The sequence below is a fragment of the Bacillus sp. AFS040349 genome (assembly GCF_002577655.1).
Classification (GTDB): Bacteria; Bacillota; Bacilli; order Bacillales; family Bacillaceae; genus Metabacillus.
Map to the genome: position 1 here is coordinate 42,799 of NZ_NUMC01000049.1, position 20,524 is coordinate 63,322.

A 20,524-nucleotide genomic window follows, 5' to 3' on the forward strand; every position below is an offset into this window, starting at 1 on the left:
TAATATTCACCCTATTTATACATATTAGTAATCTATTGTTTCCTTTAACACGACCTTTTTCTTATTAATCGATAGATTACATACAGAAGTAGAAAAGACATAATCATCACAACTGATATTGTGGTGCCAATCTTACCAAAGACCTCTAATGCTGGAATTTCGGAGTGAAGTTGCTCAGATGGGATTAACCATGCTCCAGCTGAAAGCAAAAAAATGACAAAGATCGGTATTAGGTTTTTTAGCAGCATTGACACTCAACATCCCCTTATTAAGCTTTTTTATATGGTATGACCATCGTGATATTTAGTTCCAGCCTTTTTTATTTTTCCTCAATTAGTATTTTAATAGGTATATATCTATAAAAAAGGGTCAATGCTTTCTCATGAGGGGAGAGAGAGCAATGATCAAACAAATTGGACTAATATTAAGTTGTCTTATTACTATTATTTTTTATTCTATTCATTCTGTAGAAGGAAGTAATAGAGAATATAAATTAGAAGAAATGATCGAAATCGCAGAAAAAAATCAGATAAGCATCACTTCATGGCAAGGATACTTGAAAGCAGATCTAGGTACTGCGAATAGCGATAAAGAAGTAAATAAAATAGTGAGAAATACAAAAGCCAAGTTTCCTTTTATACACGAATGGATTACACATGAACCGGAAAACCATCATGTTACTGTTGAGGCAAAAATAGATAAACAGGTAACTAGCCAACTTTATAAAATACAAATTTATATCACTGAAAGCAATGAAGGTTTTCAAATGTTTTTAACATTACAATTCAAAGATAAATCTTTAGATGGTGAGGAACTTCATCAACTCTTGGATAATATGAATCTGAAGATGGACAAAGAGTATTATACAATTAATGGATATCTTGAGGGGAAACCCGACTTGGAGAAAATAACAACAAACCTTATGGATGGTTTTGGAGCAGATTATATTGAGGGTGTTAAAGAAGAAGGGTTTCAATCAATATCCGGTTTCACGTCAAAATGGGAAGAAAGCATCCCAGCCAAGAATAACAAGAAAGTGAATTTGCAAATGGGATTACGCTATAGCCCCGATCAAGAGCGGACAAATGTGACAATTGGGACACCGATTATTATTACGGAATATTAATAGTGAAAAAGGCCAAGCACTTAGTTTGTATCTGACTAAGCTGCTTGGCCTTTTTTACAGGTCTAGACATTATTGTGGTTTTTCTAGTTACTGGAATATTTTTGTTGATTTTTACAAAAGAAGTATTATAATAATCAATGTACTAACGTTCGTTAGTTGTTGTTAAACTTACTTTGAATTGCTTAATTAGGTAAATGACTCGTTATTATAAAGAAATGTGTGGAACTAGATTACTAGGAGATGTGAAGCTATGAAAGTGAAGAAAAAGTCTACATTTTGGAAAAGAACGAGAAATATTTTGATCGTCTTACTATCATTCTTTTTGATATGGATTGCATATCATCAAACTATGACGAAATTTGAGCAAAAAAAATACCCTGCAATTGGGCAATACGTTGAGGTAGATGGAAAGAAAATGCATGTATATTCAAAGGGAAAAGGTGAACATACTGTTGTTCTTTTAAGTGGGTTAGGTACGACAGCCCCTGCCTTAGATTTCGAACCGTTGATGAATGAATTAGCAAAACATCATAAAGTTGTTGTCATTGAGCCCTTTGGTTATGGCTGGAGTGAGTTTACAAAGAAGGAACGAACAGTAGAGAACATAACAGAGGAAATGAGAACAGCTCTTAAGGAAAGCAATATTGATGGACCTTATATCTTCATGCCTCATTCTGTTTCAGGAATTTATAGTATGTATTACGTTAATCAATATCCAGATGAAGTGGAAGCCATTATTGGTATTGATAGCACCTTACCAATGGCAACAGAATACTTTCAAGAATCTACACCAGATTTGCCAGGATATCTGAAATTTGTTGCTCCGACGGGAATCGCAAGAGCTGCTGTAAATGTGATTTCAAATAACTTTCTACCTATCGCAGATGAAGGAACTTATTCTGAACAGAATTTAATGATGACGAAGAAGCTTTCTGCTTGGAAGGCTTACAATTCGAATGTGATCGAAGAAGCACAAGAGTTAAGCAATAATATTAAGAAAACAAAGAATTTGGTATTTCCTCCAAATATGCCTATTATGATGTTCACGACGAAAGAAGACAAGGTGAATGAAGAAGGAAAATCAAATGTGACCTTTTATCAAGATCAATTGCAAAATCAAAGTACAAGTGAACTTATCACCTTAGATGGACATCATTATTTGCATTGGACAAAATCTCAGGAAATGAGTAAACAAATTAATGAGTTTATTGAGAGTCAATTGGAAGGTGAATAGAGGTTGTTCAAAAACCGTTCTTAGTTAGGGTTTCATTAAGTGAAATAATAAAATTAGAAAAAATAGTAAATCGTTACTTTACATACAGTAGGGGGGTATGGTATAAAATAAATATAGAAATTATTTCCTTGTTAGATATTGGAGGTTAAAAGTTATGGAAGCATTATTGGAAAACAAATTACAAACACAAAGTAAACAAAAATCTCTTGTGTTAAGTATTTTTCTTACAGGTATCTTTATGGGGGCTTTAGATCATGGAATTGTCGGACCCGCGTTAAGCTCAATTGTTCGTACTTTTGGTATTAATACTTCATGGGGGGTATGGAGTTTCACCATTTATACTTTACTGTTTGCTGTTAGTATACCCCTAATGGGTAAATTTTCGGACCGATTCGGCAGAAAGCAAGTTTTCATGACTGGTATTTTGTTATTTGGATTAGGTTCTTTATTTTCAGCCGTTGCTCCTAACTTCTTAACCTTTTTAATAGGAAGGAGTATTCAGGCGATAGGTACAGGGGGTATCTTTCCAATCACTGCTGCTTACATTACTGTAAGTTATCCAGCAGAAGAGCGTGCAAAAGCAATGGGATGGATTGGGGTAGTATTTGGTTTTGGCAGTATTATGGGTCCTATTGTTGGAGGATATATTATTCAACATTTCGCATGGCAATGGATTTTCTTCATCAATGTTCCAATTTCTATTCTAGTAATTTTATTAATGAGTACGATGAAATTACCGCAAACAATTAGTAAAAAACCAATTGATTATCTAGGTATTATCTTACTAACAGGTATGATTCTTTCCCTTATGCTGGGGATTACATTAAAAAATATCACAATGCTAATGATCGGATTACTAATCGTTCCATTGTTCATTAAAACAGAAAAGCAATCACAGGATCCTATTATTAAACTAGGTTATTTCAAATCAAGATATGTGTTAGTGGTTTTATTCTTATCACTAATGTCCGGCTTCATCATGGCATCAACAATGAATTTATTACCACTATATATAGAAACAAACTTTGAGGTAACGAAGGCACAATCATCCTATGGGGTGGCTCCACTTGCTGTAGCTTCTATGATTGCCTCACTGATAGGCGGGTATTTGGTTTCAAAATGGGGGGCTAAAAATGTATTGTTTTTAGGATTTGCGATTACATTAATCGGCTCACTTTCTTTTATCTTTCCTGTTAATTATCTCTTACTCCTTATGTCTGCTGCTATAGCAGGGTTTGGAATTGGAATTATTATTGGTGCACCATTAAATATTCTTATTATACAGGGCACATCAATGCAAGAAGCAGGTTCAGCAGTTGGATTGTTAAGTTTATTTAGATCATTAGGCTCAACAGTTGGACCAACAATTGCAGGGATCATTTTGTCATCAATTGCTAGCGGCTTCTCCTATGTATTTGCTGTGTTGATGATTGTTTCAAGCATAGCATTGCTGTTGTTTATAAATTTAAAAAAGTGAGGGGTGTTTACATTGAAACAACGATACATTCTTGAGCTGTATACTCGACCAACCTGCTCTGACTGCCAAGAAGCGAAGAAGTATCTTCAAGAAAATGAAATACCCTATATCGATAAAGATGTAAGTAAGAATTCTAGTTTGGAAAAAGAGCTTATACAATTATCGGGAACAAGGATTGTACCGTCTTTTGCTTTCTATAAGAAGGGATTTCTAGGATCTAAAAAGTTGGTTAAAAATATCATTGGATTTGAGATGAATAAACAAGAGATTTATACCTATTTAGACTAATGACTAAAAATGCTTTAGGAGGTAACCCTATGAAAATAGTATTAATTGGTGCCAATGGAACAATTGGTCGTGCAGTCCGGCAAGAGTTAGAACAACGTCATGAAGTAGTGATAGCAGGAAGAAGAGAATCAGATATCTTTGTGGATATCACTTCTCCAGATAGTATAAGGGACATGTATCTATCTGTAGGGGAGGTTGACGCAGTTATTAGTGCCACGGGTGAAACCTATTTTGGCCCCTTTAAGGAATTAACACCACAGACCAATGATTTATCTATTAATAGTAAATTAAAAGGTCAAGTGAATCTCGTTCTAATAGGACAGCATTTTATTAAGGATGGTGGTAGCTTTACGTTAACCACTGGAATTATCATGGAAGATCCTATTATTGGAGGTACTTCGGCCGCAATGGTTGGGGGAGCTATAAAAAGTTTCGTAGAGTCAGCTGCAATCGAATTACCAAGGGGAATTAGAATTAATAATGTTAGTCCCAATGTGTTAGTGGAGTCAATGGATAAGTATGGCCCATATTTTCAGGGATTTGATCCTGTTCCAGGAAGTAAAGTCGCAAAAGCCTATGTAAAAAGTGTTGAAGGAGCACAAACCGGAAAAACGTATCGGGTTTACTAATTGTACTAGTCAAAAAAAGGTGTGGAGGATTAAATGAAGCCTTTTATAAAAAGCTACCAATATAATGTTATTAAGTCAGATGTAATAGGGTTAGTTAATGTTCATGAATCTGGTTGCAGCATGGATGTTTTAGATAGTATTAAGCAAATGATGAGGGAAAGAATTTATCGTTTATTTCCTAACTTAGAACAAAATAAGAAAGCTTTATTTGATCCAATTTTTTATCTTAATGATAAAAAGGAGGCATTGGTTTATTTGCTTAGATTAAAGATTTATGTTATTCCATTTGGGAAGATTTCTGAGCAATTATTTAGCACGTTGTTTGATAACGAAAAAAGTGTCAAACTTCCTTCCATAGAAACAATAGATTTGAGAGACATTAGTTATTTTAAGTGGCAAGATCCTGCTGTAAACAAGCAATTTATCATTGCTACAATGGATAATGAGTTAGTAGGTATAAAAGGAATATTTACATGGGCGAATAAAGGAATTTGTGAAGTTTGCAATCGTTATGAACAAATAGGTGTTTTTACAATTGAAACAGATACGTTAACTAAGCAAAGTCATTATATGTGCCAAGATAACATGAAATGTAATCAAAATTTGACTTCTTTAGATTCACTTCACAGAATAATCACTTCACACACTGATGAGAAAAAAACCACTATGACTCTCGTGAAATTTTAAACATCATCAAAAGAAACAGTTAGTTCGTGTAATACCTAAGGGGAAAAAGATCAATCTAATCCTTAAATTTTGAGGGGCTTACGTATTTGTAAGGCCCTTTTAGTGATTTTTATCCAACGCAAGCTTTAAACCAAATCCGATTAAAACAAGACCTGTAGCCCTATCCATGATTATTTGTACTTTCGGAGACAACAGCCATTCACGTATATAGTTAATGAAAAATACATAAATGAAAAACCAAGAAATGGATAGCAGTGTATAAATAACACCCATAATGATTAGTTGCTGTGTGGCGTTTTCACCTGTTTGAATAAATTGTGGTAAAAATGTTAGAAAAAACATAGCAACCTTAGGATTGATTACATTTGATATGAGGCCTTGCTTAAAAGCGGACTTTTTCATTTGTGCATTTTGTTGTTCAGCAGCAGGATCTTTTTTCTTTCTTGAAATAAAAGAAGAAATCCCGAGATATATCAGGTAAAAGGCACCCACATATTTTACAATTTCAAAGGCAACAGCAGACTGAAGCAAAATAGCTGAAAGACCAAAGGCAGCTGCAAATGTGTGAACGAAAGATCCAGTTGTAATTCCTAAAGCCATGCTAAATCCATCTTTTCTACCGTCTGAAATCGTTCTTTTTGTAATAAGGGCTGTGTCAATACCTGGACTCATTACAACAAATAAAGAAAGAACCAAAAACGTTAAGAAATCACTCATTTTCTCCACTCCTAACTCGACCTGTAAAATTCAGTAATGTAAAATAGAATTTAACAATTGTTCAATTCAGTTTAACACAATATATTCAATTTGATTTAAAATAGTTAAATTATATTTAATTATTTTGCTAAGGGGGATGATGATGGAAAATATAGATATTGGAAAAAAAGTTGAGAAGTTTAGAAAAGCAAAAGGGTTTAGCAGCAGAGAGTTAGCAAAAATAGCTGAAATAACACCCTCCATGTTAAGTCAAATTGAAAGAGGATTAGCTAATCCATCAATCCAGACATTAAAGGTGTTAGCAAAGGCTCTTGATGTTCCGACATTTAGCTTTTTACTTGAAGAAACAAAAACAGAGGATTTAGTTGTAAGATCCCATTCACGTAAAAAAATGGTTGTTGAAAACCTATCGTATGAGCTAGTGTCACCTGATTTTACAGGCACATTGGCAACGGCCATTATGACAGTCCCGCCTAACACCTCTTCGTCTGAAAAGCTTTTAGAGCATAAAGGAGAAGAAGTGGCTATTGTAATAGAAGGGAAAATAAAAGTGTTTTTAGATCGTGAAGAATACAGATTAGCAACTGGTGATAGCGTCAAAATTCCAGCATATATGAAGCATAAATGGGAAAATAGCTTTACTGAAAAAGCTGTTATTCTATTTTCATTAACACCACCGGCTTTTTAATTTTTATATAAAAAAGAACAGTGAACAAAGAGGAGGAAGAACATGGGATTGTTTAAAAAGTTATTTGGTATAGAAGAAGCTAAATCAACACCTAAAAGTGATGCTAAGGAAGATTTAACGTTAGTCACGGTTTACAGAGAGTTTGATGATGAAGATCATGACGCGTTAAACAAGCATTATGAGTATGAAGATGATTTATGGCAGTTCAACAATGTCGGAGAGTCTCAAGCGTTCTCAAGAGACATTGCTCTTGAAGAAGGAATTCCCTTATATTATCTAACAGAGTTTCCTTGCTTCTTTGTTTACGATTATAGAAGTGGCAAGTTGGATTATTCAACTCCTTTATATATGGCAAAGGATAAGCAAAGTATGCTCGAATTTTTGAAAGACTACTAATTTTAATTCTATGAGGAGATTTACTACTTGTTAGCGGTGAGAAAATTGTAGAGTTTTGTAGAATCGAAGATAAGATGCCTAAAATCGAAGATGAAATACTGAGAATCGAAGATAAGATGCCTAAAATCGAAGATAAAATACTGAGAATCGAAGATAAACTGCCTAAAATCGAAGATAAACTGATTCAAGCAGCCCTTGTAAGTAAGTACCAATAAAAAAAAGGAGATTAATAGAATGAATACAATAAAATTAAACCTGTTTCGTGGAGAAAAACTAAAGCTGGCTCTGCCATTAGAAGAAGACTTTGAAACAATGGAGAAGTGGGGAGAAGATGCTGAGTATCTTCGCAATGTTGATACTGAAATCGCACTTCCTAAAAATAAGGAGCAGTTAGCAGAAGAAGGAAAATCGAGCCACACTGAAATATTCTTCACTTTAAAAACGATTCAAGATAATAAATTAATAGGGTTGATTTGTATTCACTCAATTGAATGGAATAACAGAACCGGACTTTTAGCAATAGGCATCGGAGACTCAACTAATAGAGGGCAAGGATATGGAACAGAGGCACTACGATTAATTCTTCGCTATGCTTTTCATGAAGCCAATTTAGATCGTGTTGGTCTTGAGGTAATTGAATATAATATTGGTGGATTAAAAGCTTATGAACGAGTAGGGTTTCAATTAGAAGGAAGAAAAAGATCGGCTGTTTATAGAGATGGTAAAAGATACGACGTTTTAGTGATGGGAATTTTAAGGAATGAGTGGGAGAGCCATTTAATTTAATGGAGAAAGAACCAACTTCAGCTAAGAATATAATACAAGTTTCTGTAAAAAATCCGTTTGCTAATGAAATTGGTCATCAAGTGTATAATTGGAAAGGGAAAATTCATTCTTTAAGACAAATTGTTGAAGCTCAAGAAGCAGTTATTAACGATATTGGAGAATCTGATTCCAAATTTATTAATGAAGATTCATCCATATACTTAAAGACTCTAGGCAAAAACTTTGAGCGAGTGGTTAGTGCATTTGATACGTTTATTGAAACTCTAACAGGTATCTTTGATTTGCAAATGTCTCTTAAATCCGATCATATGAATTCTATTATGAAAACTCTAACATTAGTTAGTGTTATTTTTATTCCCATGACATTCATTGCTGGTTTATATGGAATGAATTTTGAAAATATGCCTGAATTAACATGGAATTTTGGTTATGGATTAGCCCTTGTTGTTATGTTTGGGATAGGCATTAGTATTGCTTTATTTTTTAGGAGTAAGGGATGGTGGGGGAAGCGGCCATCACAAGATAAAAGAAATAAATGACTAAGATTAGCTATGTAATTCTTAGCAAGGTACTTATTAGGTATACACTCTAATAAGTACCTTGCTAATTTTTATTTTAAAATTTTTGATTTACAAGATTTAATATGATAGACGAACCTTCATTCAACCTTAAAATAGTGTTTTCTCAATCCACCTAAATTTCCTCCACTCAACATTCTTTCACCCTTCATATTTATATAAAAGCATGCAAAAAGGTTGCTCTAGACCCACCCGACTTGTTGTTGCTATGATATGAAAGGCGATAAGGAGGTTTGTGATGGAAGAAGAAAAGTATCGGAACCTAAAACTTGGCGAACGTGGTGCTATTATTAGCATCGTTGCATATATATGTTTATCACTTTTAAAGCTTGTTGTTGGCTACATAAGTAACTCGGATGCACTGAAAGCAGATGGATTAAACAATTCAACGGATGTAATTGCATCCATTGCTGTACTCATTGGTCTAAAGCTTTCACAACGACCTCCTGATGAGGATCATGGTTATGGGCACTGGAAAAGTGAGACAATTGCATCGCTGCTGGCTTCCTTTATTATGATGGCAGTAGGATTGCAAGTATTGTTTGATGGAATTGTATCAATATTTGATGGGGAAAAAGAATCACCAGATATTATTGCTGCATATGTAGGGGTGTTTTCTGCACTCGTGATGTATTTTGTGTATCGTTATAACAAAAAATTAGCTGAAAACATTAAGAGTAGTGCTGTGATGGCTGCAGCAAAGGACAATTTATCAGATGCCTGGGTTAGTATCGGGGCGGCCATTGGAATCATTGGTTCTCAACTCAATATGCCGTGGTTAGACACAGTCACTGCCATTATTGTTGGCATAATAATATGTAAAACAGCCTGGGACATTTTCAGGCAATCTTCACATGAACTTTCAGACGGATTTGATCAAGATAAATTACGCTTGTATCAGGAAGTTATTTTAAAGGTAGATGGTGTTAAGGGTATTAAGCAAATTAAGGGGAGAAATTACGGAAACAATGAAGTGATTGATGTTGTGATTCTTGTAAATTCTTCATTAAATATCACAAAGGCTCATGATATTGCGACAATGGTTGAAAAAATGATGACTATTGAATATGGTGTGCATGATGTTCATATACATGTTGAACCGAATTAATGGGAAGCTGTTCTTCGAGTGGAAGAGTGGCTTTTTTTATGTAAGTTGGGATTTAGCGGATAAATATTTGGAATCGTCAAATATAAGATGGAAATGATCAAATGAAATGAGTAAATAAACCTTAATTGAACATAAAAAGGAGTGTATTTGGATACACTCGCTCGATTGTTTACATGCTGCGATGAAGACTGTCAGCATAGCACTTTCACCAAATGATAGTACGAATAACATCTGCACTACATGTTCTCTCAAAAGCTCCTTTCATCTTCTTATGACATATGAACAAATAGCGGTGCTATAGTTACAGCAGCATATTTGTTTGAGATAAAAAAATGACAAAAAGATTTTAATTACTAGTTGACGGGTAGGAATAATATGAATTATAATCAGCTTAATCAAAAAATGAAATAAAAAAGCCGATCGGACCACCGAAGGCATAACTCTTATTCTGCTGTTTCATGTAGAGGAGTTATGCCTTTTTTATTATCATTTTTTATCATGAAAGAGGTGTTTATTGATGAAAAAGTTACTTGTTTTCGCAATTATTGGTTTTCTTGCACAATTGATTGATGGTGCCTTAGGAATGGCCTATGGTGTCACATCCACAACGCTTTTACTAACATTCGGGATTGCACCAGCAGTTGCTTCAGCATCTGTTCATCTGGCTGAAGTTGTGACAACAGCAGCCTCCGGGGCATCACATATCAAGTTTGGTAATGTGGATAAGCAGACGGTGTATCGACTGATTATTCCAGGTTCGATTGGCGCTTTTTTAGGTGCTACCTTCTTAAGTAATTTACCTGGTGATCTAGCAAAACCTTATATCTCTTTATTTCTTCTTTTGTTAGGGGTTTATGTTCTTATCCGATTTCTATTTAAGTTTCGTCAAACAGAAGAGAAAAAGGGTATTGAGCTTAGTCGAAAACAATCCATTCCTTTAGGCTTAATCGCAGGTTTTGCCGACGCAACGGGTGGAGGTGGCTGGGGTCCTATTGCGACGCCTGTCTTATTATCAAAAAAAGGAATGAGTCCACGTAAAGTTGTGGGAACGGTTGATACAAGTGAGTTTGCAATTGCAGTATCTGCTACACTAGGATTTCTAATTTCTCTTGGGTGGGAAGAGGTTAACTGGCTATGGGTAGGTGCTCTAATGATTGGTGGTATTATCGCTGCTCCGATTGCGGCATGGTTAGTCCAAAAAGTTCATGCACAATTAATGGGCGTTTTAGTTGGCGGATTTATTATTCTTGTGAACTCCAGAACACTACTAAATTCCTGGGTTGAAAATACAGGTTTTTATCCTTATATCTATGTTGGGATTGCCCTTGTCTGGGTGGTAGCTATTTTCTATACAATTTCTAAAATAAGAATTTATAAAAATGTCAATCAAGCAGAAATCAATTCATAAAAAGCTGACTAGTAAACTGTAGGCTCTCGAAACAGTAATTTCAGAGAAAAAAGTTTTTCTAGCTATAGATGTTTTGATGATGACTCGTTAACAAAGGCTTCTATTCTTAATATTCATCCTTTGATTATTAAGATTTGGAAGCCTTTTCCTTTTTAAGAAAAAGTAGTTTTAGTTGAGGTGGAGTAAGCTAAATCTTTTTCAAAATAGTTCGGTATGATTAAAAACGGACTCGTCTTATAATAAAACTTATTCTTAGAAAGTGTGAAAAAATTTAGTGAAAATCCTTCCAAAAATGTAGTTGATTTAATGAAAGAAACATAATATATTATAAAAAAAATAGATAAAACACATCGAATTACTAGGTTTTTGGTGGGTGGATTTAGTTTACTGAATGGAGAGGATCTTGTTGTCTACAAAAAATAAAATTGATAAAGAGGTAATCGATAAAATTGTCAGCTTCTTGGAAAGTATGGAATATGGTACTGTTCAAATTACAGTACATGACTCTCAAGTGACTCAAATTGAAAAAGGGGAAAAATACAGATTTGCTTTAAAAAAAAATGAAGAAAAGGACTGAAAATAAAAGGAGGCTAAGCATGTAATCGTTAGTGGAGTATTAATTTAAAATCAGTTTTTAAAATAAATGTTGACATTCCAAATAAGAATCGGTAAATTTAGATTAAATTTAATAACCGATAGATTTTACTTGATCTAAATGATAAATAGTTTTTAGCACATTATTAATACGTTTTATTGATAATCTGAAAAAGACGAAGATAATTAATTTAGATACGAGGTGAAGATAAATCGGTATATTTCTTAACAAGATGACGATGTTAGGAAGTATACCGATTTTTTTATTAGGGAGAAGGTGGGAACATGAAGTCAAAGGGAATAATCGAGTCTGAAATAAGTAAGGCGTTAACACAGTGGGAAAAGGATTTTCTAGGACGTGGTTCCGTTTCTGTGAAAACAGATATCTTACGGGACATGATTATTGTGAATTTAAGAGGAGTGTTGGCACCGGCCGAGCTCATCCTTTGTAAAACAAAGGAAGGAATGCAATCGATTAAGAGAACCCGTTCCGATTTAGTGGAGTCAGGAATTGAAACATTAGGAGAAATCATTTTTACTATTACTGGAGAAAAAATAAGAAGCTTCCACACAGATATTAGCACAGTAACAGGTGAACGAGTGATGCTGTTTAAGCTAAATCGCAATCTTGAGGAAACGTTTGAGAAATAAATAGAGGGAGACAACCAAAAAAGCTTGTAGCTTAGTTGAAAGTAAACCGGCAAATTTAAGATGAAATGGGTCATACCATTACTTCTTAAGTTGTCGGTTTTTTTATTGGAATGACGAAAAGAGGGGGAAGAAGATGATAGATATTATCATACAAAATTTACTTTCACCGGTTGTGCTATTTTTTGTACTGGGAATTTTAGCAGCGATCGTAAAATCAGATTTGAAATTTCCGAGTGGATTAAGTGAAGGGTTGAATATTTATTTATTAATTGCCATTGGAATAAAGGGAGGAATTGAATTATCTCATTATCCGATTGGGTCGGTTATTAAACCGATTATGGCAACCTTATTTCTAGGTATCCTAATTCCAATTATCACGATGATGATTGGTAGGCTTATGAAATTAGACTTAAAAAACACAATAGGGTTAGCTGCTACATATGGGTCAATTAGTATTGTGACATATGGGGCTGCCATTTCTTTTCTTGAGAAAAATGGAACGTCTTATGAGGGATTTATGAATGCAATGGTAGTGATTATGGAAAGTCCGGCAATCTTAGTGTCAATTTTCCTATTAAAAATGATAGAGAAAAATAACTCATTACCGAGCTTATCGTCACAGGGAATTGGGATTGTGCCTCTATCTGTCAGAATGATCGATAAGGAAGTGATAAGAGAAAGTATTTTTGGGAAAAGTATCTTTCTTTTAATTGGAAGCTTGGGCATCGGTGTAGTACTTGGTGAACAGGCAGTTCCAGCTGTTAAGCCATTATTTATGGATTTATATAACAGTGTTCTTGTACTTTTCCTATTAAATATGGGAATAGTTGCAGGTCAGCGATTACCAGAAGTAAAAAAACATGGCATTAAGTTATTGCTTTTCGGATTAATCACTCCATTATGTTTTGGAATGTTAGGTGTTTTGCTTGGTAGCATGATAGGACTTTCGTTAGGCGGAACAACCTTAATGGGAGTTTTAGCGGGAAGTGCCTCTTATATTGCAGCACCTGCGGCATTGAAAGCATCAGTTCCGGAAGCGAATCCTTCTATTTATTTAGGCTTATCTTTAGGTGTAACGTTTCCATTAAATTTAATAGTTGGTATTCCGTTTTATTATCAATTATCACAGATGATACAAATTTAGGAGGTTTTCATGATGATGAACAAGAAGGAAAAGGTGTTAATTATAACTGGGTTTAACAGTTCGTTGCATGCTATCTATCAAAGCATTACAAAGAGAGAACAAGAAGATATGATTGTACTTTCTAGTTATAACGCTGAATTATCTCAAACATATAGCTGCATGATTCGATCAATCATCATGCTGGTTTTATCCGAGCAGATAGATGAAATTTATTTCATTGGAGAAAGAAGCAACAATGATCTACTTCTTAATGAAGAAGAGCTTCTAGCTCGAATGAGGGAAAAAGGAGTGAATACAAACATTCTTTCTACTCTAAATTATCTTCAAGTTGGGGGCGGGAATGTTATAAAGTGGTTAACAGGGGAGAACAATATGGAAACGATCATTAAGAAAAATATGAATCTGGTTCAAATGCATCCCCTTATTCCAAAATCAATCGCAGTTCATGGCATTGTTGTGGATACGAAGACAAATCATATTGAAATGGTTTCTTAGACTAGGAAAAGGTAAAGGGTGATAAACCGTTGCGAGGTCATTGCCCTTTACCTTTTCATTACTCATAAAAGCTCATTTCATAAAGGTTTTAAAATAAAAAATAAATCTCTTGAATTAACACCATTCTTCGCTCATAATGAGAAAGGAATTTTTTCTATAGGGTGAAGTGGATGGGACCAGAACTAAGTTCAATTAATAATAACGAATTATCTTGTATTTATTTAAAATATAAAAAACAATTAAAAGTACATAAGAGTAGAGGATCTTTTTATGATCTGAATAGAGTGATTGAAATTAAAAAATTCCTATCTTTAGTGAAATGGGAAATGAAAAACCGCGGCATGAATCATAAAGAGATTAAGAAGAAGCAAAAAGTGTTGTAATACGAATTTTAAGAGTAAAAAGAGATCATCGTCAGTAGAGAGATGATCTCTTTAATATTTATGCTTTAAACTTCTTAATCACTTTATTTAAATTTTGTGCCATTTCACTTAATCCTTCAGCTGATGAAGAGACTTCTTCCATTGTGGCGTTTTGTTCCTCAGTAGAGGCAGCAACGTTTTGGATACTTACTGAGGATTGTTCGACTATATCTCTGGCTTCTTTCATTCCTTCTGTAACTATTTGTGTATTTGAGTGAATTTGATTTACAATAGCAGCCACTTCATGTGATTCAGCTGCTACCTGTTGGATCGCTCCAAGAATGTTTTTGAATGAGTCACCGGTTTGACTTACTAGCTTTAACCCTTCATTTACAACATCTGTTCCATTATTCATAGATCTTACCGCTTTTTCGGATTCTTCTTGTATTTCTTCTATGAGTTGACGAATTTGACCTGCTGCATCTGCGGATTGCACAGCCAACTTTCGAACCTCATCGGCAACGACAGCAAATCCTTTTCCTTGTTCACCCGCACGAGCTGCTTCGATTGCAGCATTTAAAGCAAGTAAGTCGGTTTGACTTGCAACCTTGGTTATTAATTCGATTATATGGCCAATTTCCTTAGACTTATTACTTAGTGTATGAACAACTTCAGCAGACTCCATTGCAGAATCCTGCACCAATCTCATTTGATTAATTGTTTTATTAACTACATCGTTACCCAGTGTTGCTTTTTCATTTGCCACAATAGTTAAATTCGCTACAGACTGAATGGATTCAGTTACTTTATTCATTCCTTTTGTAATTTTTTCAGCACTTTCAACTGATTGAATAACTGTGCTAACTTGTTTTTCAGCGCCTGCTGCAACCTCTTGCATCCCAAGAGTAATGTGTTGTGTTGCCAGATTCGTTGCATCGGCACTTGCAGATAACTCTTCAGAAGTTACCGAAACCTGGTGTGCGTTCAAGCGTACCTCATCAATTAGTTGCTGAAGATTTTGCTTCATGATATTAAAGGAATTTGCCAACTCACTGATTTCATCGCTATTTTTTACACTTATGTCTTCTTGTGTTAAGTCACCTGAAGCAATTCTTTTAGCTCCTTCTACTAATAAAGAAATAGGGCGAGTAATCATGCCGGACATGAACATGCCGATTAAGATGGCTAGAATCAGAGAAATGAGGCTCCATACTAGCATCATGTTTTTAACAGAAGATACCATTTTCGTATTTGCCTTTGTTTCAGTTTTCATCTCTTTTGTTTGTATTTCAACGATTCTATTTGCTGCTTCTTCGATTTGTATCGCTAATGGAATAATCTCTTCTCCAACAAGTTTGTTTGCTTGCTCTTCTTGAACCTGTTCTATAATTTGTTCCTTTAAGAAAGTGATAGTAGTTAAAAGTTCCTTGGCTTCTTCATCTTGTATATCTGCTTCAATGCTGTTTATCTGTTCGGTTATCTGATCAAGAGAATTTTCAAGAAACTCCATATTTTCTGTTCCTTCAGATTGCATATCTTTCAAGCTTGCAATGGAGCGAGATGCGTAGAGTTGTATATCTTTAATGCTTGTTAAATTAGTAGTTTGCTGCTCAACTAATTGCGAATAAGAGTTGTTGATTTTATGAATCTGATAGTAAGATAGCGCACTCACCATCCCGATTAGAATAGCGAGTAGTAAAAAGCCGGACATTAATTTCTTTCGAATTGTAATCTTCATATGTAGTTCTCCTTTATGCATTAGCAAATAATGACTATATCTAAGGTTGTATTTTCTAGGGCTCTATTATTACGGAAGAACCTTAAAGGAACCTTAAAGGAACCTTAAAGGTTAATTTGAAGTGTCGACAAAATTCGGGAAGTGACAGGCACCACAAAACTCAATTTTTCTTGAATTTTCCTTCATTATTAGCACAAAGATGTCGATAAAAAGAGTGGAAGATTCTTTTAAAACTAGATGGTGACTAACTTAGTTTGTTTTGTTTTATGTCAGTAATAGATCAAGAAGGATATCTAGAATGTTTAACATAACGGTTTTTAGGGGAATTGACATGAATTTATTTTTTTATTTTCATATTTTTGATATTTCAGTCGTTGCTATATTGGCTATTTTGACGTGTAAGCTGGGGTTTGAATATAGTACAAAAATTAAGCGAGTAACAGATAAAAAAGAAATGAAGAAGAAGTTACTTCTTTTTTCTTTTGTAGTTGGTCTTGGTTTTTGGTCAATCTATACGTATGCATGCTTATCGCTGGATGTACCGATTGTCGCTGAGACAAATTACATATTATTACTACTCGTATTTTTACTATGTTTTCTTGGTGCCTATTTTACGTTATATATGGCAAAGGCTAAGGAATTCAAATGGTGGAAGTATATTATTTCAAGTATTGTCGTTTCCATGATGTTTATTGGAATTACAACAATTGGTTATTGGTGGACATTTCGTGAGTTAATCTACTTTAAGCCCGTTTCGTTTAGCATCTCTTGTCTAATCATAGTTACTTGTATTTTTAAACTTATGAAGTTTTTAAGGCAGATAACAAATGAAGATGAAGAAGTGGTTAAGAAGAGTTGGTTGAATATTGGTGCTATTTTATGTGGGATCTCAATAAGTGGAATCCCTTATCTGCTATTAACATCACTGCTTGATTTCAAAGGTGTTTTACAGTATGAATACAAAGGCTATACCTATTTACTTCCATATTTATATCCAATGCTCTCGAACACTTTATTAATGATACTCCCGGATATTATTTCAGATCGAATGTTGTCAACGACGACAGTTAAATATAAATCTCTTTTCAGCCATAACCCGAATGCTGTTTTTTCTGTTGATTTAAAAGGGAAAATAATGGATGTAAATAAAGAAACATTAAAGTTGGTAGGGTACAGTCGAGAAGAATTAATTGGGAAAGAGCTTTTTTCACTTTTACAACCTAATTTAGATAAACAAGCAATTATCAAGAAAGTAAAATCAGGTAGCATTGAAGATGTTGAAACGGTCATCGTGACAAAAGATCAACGAGCAGTTGATATTAAGATTACAACAATGAGGATCGTTATTAATAATGAAACAATCGGGTATTACGGGATTGCCAAGGATATTACTGAGGAAAAAAAGGCAAAACAAATGATTCATAAGCTGGCTTTTTACGATGAGCTAACAGGTCTATACAATAGAAGAAAGCTAATGGAGATATTAAACCTATGGGCAGCAAACGGTGAAGAGTTTCATATTTTATTATTGGATTTTGATCGTTTTAAACGAATAAATGATAGCTTTGGACATAGCTTCGGTGATTCTTTATTAAAAGAAATTGCTCTCAAGCTTAAACACGTTACAGGGAAAAAAGGTGTTGTCGGAAGGCTTGGAGGAGACGAGTTTCTCATTATGATTCCTTTGACAGAAACTCAAGACGGATATTTAGAGGAACTTGTTGATTGCTTTAGAAAGCCATTGAATGTTGAAGGAGTAGACGTGATATCAACTGCAAGTGTTGGTATCTCCACGCATCCACATCATTCAACTAATATTACGGAGTTAATGAAGTACGCGGATATTGCTATGTACCATACAAAAGAAAATGGATCAAATGGATATTCGTTTTTTTCAGAAAGTATGTTGGAAAATAAATTTAAAAACATTGCCATTGAAAATGAGCTACGCTATGCAATCGATCATAATCAAATATCAGTTTATCTACAGCCGAAATATAATATGGTCAATGGGAGTTAATTGGAGCAGAATCACTTGCTAGATGGAACCACTGTACTCAGGGTATGATTGCTCCAAATATATTTATCCCTTTGGCTGAGGAAATTGGGGAAATTGATCGGCTGGAAAAGAATATGATTAAAGAGGTATGTGGCATACTTTCAAACTGGAAGAAGAAAGGGAAAAGAATTCATCAAACCTCTATTAATATATCTTTACCTACGTTACTACATGATGGTTTTATAAATTTTGTTTCTCATACACTTGTTGAAAACAAATTAGACGGCACTTTTTTGGAGTTTGAAATAACAGAGAGAATTGTGATGAAATATGAGGTTGAGGTAAATAGTCGACTTCAACAATTACGTAATATGGGCATTGAAATAAGCATAGATGACTTTGGAACTGGATATAGTTCACTTAGTTACTTGTACAAGCTAGAAGTGGACCGGTTGAAGATTGATAAGATGTTTGTTGATCAATGTGTGGGAAATTCAGAGGTTGTCTCAACCATTATTTCGATGGCAAAGGCACTAGGATTACAGGTGATTGCTGAAGGTGTTGAGGACGAAGACCAAATAAGAATTCTGAAAAAACTAGGTTGTATCGAGGCCCAAGGATTTTACTTTTCGAGGCCTGTACCACATGGGGAATTTGAAGAGTTGTTGGATGAATACTCTACTGCTGACTTTTAAAGTTGGTAGTAGAGTATTCTTTTTATAAAAGAGTATGAGTGCTTACCCCTTATTATCTCTATACAACTTAAACACCTTCCGAGTTTCATTCAAGTACCGCATAAGTCGATATGGTTTACTTAGTATTCGAATCGGCAGGCTTGCTAGTAATTTACTTAAATCTTCTTTATACTCCTGAGTGATTCTCACTGGCTTTGTGGAAATCCGCTCATACACTTCTTTTTGAAATTCTTTAACAAGATTCATTTTTAACGCTTGTGTACGATGACATTCTTCACATTGAATTCCGTTTATTTTGCTATTAATGTTGTTTCTTACTGTCACCACCCGATATTTGTAGAGTTTCGTCGATTTCAAAGGTTTCGAGTATCGTTAACAGAAAAGTAGATTTTACTAACAAATGATGAAATTTTCTGGAGTAAGAGTAAGCATTATACTACCTTTAGGCAAGATGAATGTGGTAATGTTTCAGAAGATAATAAGTTCAAAGAATAGGTGATTATAAGTGTATGAAAAAGAAATTGTCTATGTTCTTTCTGATTCGGTGGGTGATACAGCAGAGCTGTTGGTCAAAACAGTTGCTGCCCAATTTATCGGAACAGAGTTTAACATTAAAACAATCTCCTATATAGAAAATAAGGAAGAAATAAATGATCTGATTGCTCTCGCGAAGCTAAGCAACTCTATCATTGCCTATGCACTCTTTACTCCGCAATTTAAAAAGCATCTTGATAATCTAGCGAATGAAGAAGACGTTACGGTGATTGACTTAATAAGTCCACTAATGGAGACCTTTTCGAAGTACCTGACAATTCCTATTTTCGTAGAATTGAAGCAATTGAATTTGCTGTGCAATATGACGATGGAAAGGATATGCGTGGAATCAAGGAGGCGGATATCGTTCTCATCGGTGTTTCAAGAACTTTAAAGACACCATTGTCGATGTATTTAGCTCATAGAATGGTTAAAGTAGCAAATATCCCATTAGTCCCTGAGGTTTCTCCTCCTGAAGAACTTTTTAAGTTGTCAGAAGGAAAATGTATTGGATTAACGATGTCACCTGAGAAACTAAGAGAAATAAGGGTAGAAAGATTGAAGCACCTAGGGTTATCTCCGGATTCAAGTTATGCGAAAATTGAACGGATTAAGGAAGAATTGCAATATGCTGAAAAAATAATGGATAATATCGATTGTCCAATTATGGATTTTTCAACTATGGCAATTGAAGAAGCTGCTGAGTGGATTATTAGCAGTATGTCTCATCAGGTCGAGATAATATCAAGCTAAGTAAAAAATCCCTTTACACAGATGAGGGATTTTTTGTTTTTTTCTTAGAGATCATTGGAAGAAATTAAAGCTATTATTCAATATAAATATCATGGTATATTTGTTAATAAACGAATACAACAAACTTATATAATAAAGGCAAATTCATTGAAAGATGGAGACGCAAAGTCACAGACCTAAGGAGTAATCTATGGTGGCTGGATTGCTGATGAGTGGAAGAGCTCTGTGCAGCAATCCTCCGTGTTAATCGGTGGATTTTTTGTCATTTTTCAATAGCCAAACGTAGTTGAGACTTGGACAAGTTTTTGATTAGGAATATTGTCTCGTTACTTGTGGTATTGAGACAAGAATAGGCTTAAGAAGAGAGGTGTTGTCTCGATACACAAGGAATCGGGACAAGAACAAGCTTAAGAAGAGAGGTCCTGTCCCGATACACA

Annotated in this window: 23 protein-coding genes, 1 pseudogene and 1 riboswitch; of the genes and pseudogenes, 20 read left to right on the forward strand and 4 right to left on the reverse strand. The window is 34.5% G+C overall.

The window, feature by feature from the left end; translation table 11 throughout:
* Positions 1-44 precede the first annotated feature (44 nt).
* Positions 45-254: a hypothetical protein gene (locus COD11_RS11865; RefSeq protein ID WP_098797130.1), complete on the reverse strand. Its 210-nt coding sequence runs from the start codon at positions 252-254 to the stop codon at positions 45-47.
* Positions 255-400: 146 nt separating this feature from the next.
* Between COD11_RS11865 and COD11_RS11870 the strand changes: the two genes are divergently transcribed.
* From COD11_RS11870 to COD11_RS11895, 6 genes are all read left to right on the forward strand, one after another.
* Entirely contained in the window at positions 401-1,126 is a 726-nt protein-coding gene (locus COD11_RS11870; protein ID WP_176551058.1) for a YwmB family TATA-box binding protein, read from the forward strand.
* Positions 1,127-1,376: 250 nt separating this feature from the next.
* A complete protein-coding gene (locus tag COD11_RS11875; RefSeq protein ID WP_098797132.1) occupies positions 1,377-2,360 on the forward strand; it encodes an alpha/beta fold hydrolase in 984 nt (327 codons plus the stop codon).
* Positions 2,361-2,514: 154 nt separating this feature from the next.
* A complete protein-coding gene (locus COD11_RS11880) occupies positions 2,515-3,837 on the forward strand; it encodes an MFS transporter (RefSeq protein WP_098797133.1) in 1,323 nt (440 codons plus the stop codon).
* Between the two features lie 12 nt (positions 3,838-3,849).
* Complete coding sequence (locus COD11_RS11885; RefSeq protein WP_098797134.1) at positions 3,850-4,125, forward strand: glutaredoxin family protein; 276 nt, start codon at positions 3,850-3,852, stop codon at positions 4,123-4,125.
* A 29-nt stretch (positions 4,126-4,154) separates the two neighbouring features.
* Positions 4,155-4,754 carry a short chain dehydrogenase gene (locus COD11_RS11890; RefSeq protein WP_098797135.1) on the forward strand — a complete coding sequence of 200 codons (600 nt, stop codon included), beginning with the start codon at positions 4,155-4,157 and terminating at the stop codon, positions 4,752-4,754.
* Positions 4,755-4,787: 33 nt separating this feature from the next.
* Positions 4,788-5,441 carry a FusB/FusC family EF-G-binding protein gene (locus tag COD11_RS11895; protein ID WP_098797136.1) on the forward strand — a complete coding sequence of 218 codons (654 nt, stop codon included), beginning with the start codon at positions 4,788-4,790 and terminating at the stop codon, positions 5,439-5,441.
* A gap of 99 nt (positions 5,442-5,540) precedes the next feature.
* Here the strand turns inward: COD11_RS11895 and COD11_RS11900 are convergent, their stop codons facing one another.
* Positions 5,541-6,158: a LysE family translocator gene (locus COD11_RS11900; RefSeq protein WP_098797137.1), complete on the reverse strand. Its 618-nt coding sequence runs from the start codon at positions 6,156-6,158 to the stop codon at positions 5,541-5,543.
* 142 nt (positions 6,159-6,300) lie between these two features.
* Here COD11_RS11900 and COD11_RS11905 point away from each other — a divergent pair, with 142 nt between their 5' ends.
* The 11 genes from COD11_RS11905 (at position 6,301) to COD11_RS11955 (ending at position 14,389) form a co-directional block, all read left to right on the forward strand.
* Entirely contained in the window at positions 6,301-6,846 is a 546-nt protein-coding gene (locus tag COD11_RS11905) for a cupin domain-containing protein (protein WP_098797138.1), read from the forward strand.
* A gap of 42 nt (positions 6,847-6,888) precedes the next feature.
* Positions 6,889-7,242, forward strand: a complete 354-nt coding sequence (locus tag COD11_RS11910; RefSeq protein WP_098797139.1) for a hypothetical protein — start codon at positions 6,889-6,891, stop codon at positions 7,240-7,242.
* 234 nt (positions 7,243-7,476) lie between these two features.
* Complete coding sequence (locus COD11_RS11915) at positions 7,477-8,028, forward strand: GNAT family N-acetyltransferase (RefSeq protein WP_098797140.1); 552 nt, start codon at positions 7,477-7,479, stop codon at positions 8,026-8,028.
* Positions 8,028-8,567, forward strand: coding sequence for a magnesium transporter CorA family protein (locus tag COD11_RS11920; RefSeq protein WP_098797141.1), 540 nt, complete (start codon positions 8,028-8,030; stop codon positions 8,565-8,567). The genes COD11_RS11915 and COD11_RS11920 overlap by 1 nt, the downstream gene beginning before the upstream one ends.
* A 277-nt stretch (positions 8,568-8,844) precedes the next feature.
* Positions 8,845-9,714 carry a cation diffusion facilitator family transporter gene (locus COD11_RS11925; RefSeq protein WP_098797142.1) on the forward strand — a complete coding sequence of 290 codons (870 nt, stop codon included), beginning with the start codon at positions 8,845-8,847 and terminating at the stop codon, positions 9,712-9,714.
* Positions 9,715-10,231: 517 nt separating this feature from the next.
* Positions 10,232-11,122, forward strand: coding sequence for a sulfite exporter TauE/SafE family protein (locus COD11_RS11930; RefSeq protein WP_098797143.1), 891 nt, complete (start codon positions 10,232-10,234; stop codon positions 11,120-11,122).
* Between the two features lie 406 nt (positions 11,123-11,528).
* Positions 11,529-11,699: a YezD family protein gene (locus tag COD11_RS11935; RefSeq protein WP_098797144.1), complete on the forward strand. Its 171-nt coding sequence runs from the start codon at positions 11,529-11,531 to the stop codon at positions 11,697-11,699.
* Between the two features lie 302 nt (positions 11,700-12,001).
* Positions 12,002-12,367, forward strand: coding sequence for a Na-translocating system protein MpsC family protein (locus COD11_RS11940; RefSeq protein WP_098797145.1), 366 nt, complete (start codon positions 12,002-12,004; stop codon positions 12,365-12,367).
* 133 nt (positions 12,368-12,500) lie between these two features.
* A complete protein-coding gene (locus COD11_RS11945; protein ID WP_098797146.1) occupies positions 12,501-13,511 on the forward strand; it encodes a sodium-dependent bicarbonate transport family permease in 1,011 nt (336 codons plus the stop codon).
* 12 nt (positions 13,512-13,523) lie between these two features.
* Positions 13,524-14,006, forward strand: coding sequence for a carbonic anhydrase (locus tag COD11_RS11950; RefSeq protein ID WP_098797147.1), 483 nt, complete (start codon positions 13,524-13,526; stop codon positions 14,004-14,006).
* A 170-nt stretch (positions 14,007-14,176) separates the two neighbouring features.
* Positions 14,177-14,389, forward strand: a complete 213-nt coding sequence (locus COD11_RS11955) for a hypothetical protein (RefSeq protein WP_098797148.1) — start codon at positions 14,177-14,179, stop codon at positions 14,387-14,389.
* Between the two features lie 58 nt (positions 14,390-14,447).
* On the opposite strand, the gene COD11_RS11960 is transcribed toward COD11_RS11955, so the two are convergent.
* Positions 14,448-16,127, reverse strand: a complete 1,680-nt coding sequence (locus COD11_RS11960) for a methyl-accepting chemotaxis protein (RefSeq protein ID WP_483296291.1) — start codon at positions 16,125-16,127, stop codon at positions 14,448-14,450.
* A gap of 310 nt (positions 16,128-16,437) precedes the next feature.
* Here COD11_RS11960 and COD11_RS11965 point away from each other — a divergent pair, with 310 nt between their 5' ends.
* A complete protein-coding gene (locus COD11_RS11965; RefSeq protein WP_176551060.1) occupies positions 16,438-18,126 on the forward strand; it encodes a sensor domain-containing diguanylate cyclase in 1,689 nt (562 codons plus the stop codon).
* 44 nt (positions 18,127-18,170) lie between these two features.
* Entirely contained in the window at positions 18,171-18,800 is a 630-nt protein-coding gene (locus COD11_RS11970) for an EAL domain-containing protein (protein ID WP_255301612.1), read from the forward strand.
* A gap of 42 nt (positions 18,801-18,842) precedes the next feature.
* Here the strand turns inward: COD11_RS11970 and COD11_RS11975 are convergent, their stop codons facing one another.
* On the reverse strand, positions 18,843-19,124 hold the full coding sequence (locus COD11_RS11975) for a bh protein (protein ID WP_231308295.1): 282 nt from the start codon (positions 19,122-19,124) through the stop codon (positions 18,843-18,845).
* 181 nt (positions 19,125-19,305) lie between these two features.
* On the opposite strand from COD11_RS11975, the pseudogene COD11_RS11980 reads away from it, so the two are divergent.
* Positions 19,306-20,087 (forward strand): annotated as a pseudogene (locus COD11_RS11980) (pyruvate, water dikinase regulatory protein).
* A 127-nt stretch (positions 20,088-20,214) separates the two neighbouring features.
* A riboswitch (cyclic di-GMP riboswitch) is annotated at positions 20,215-20,297 on the forward strand.
* Positions 20,298-20,524: the final 227 nt, after the last annotated feature.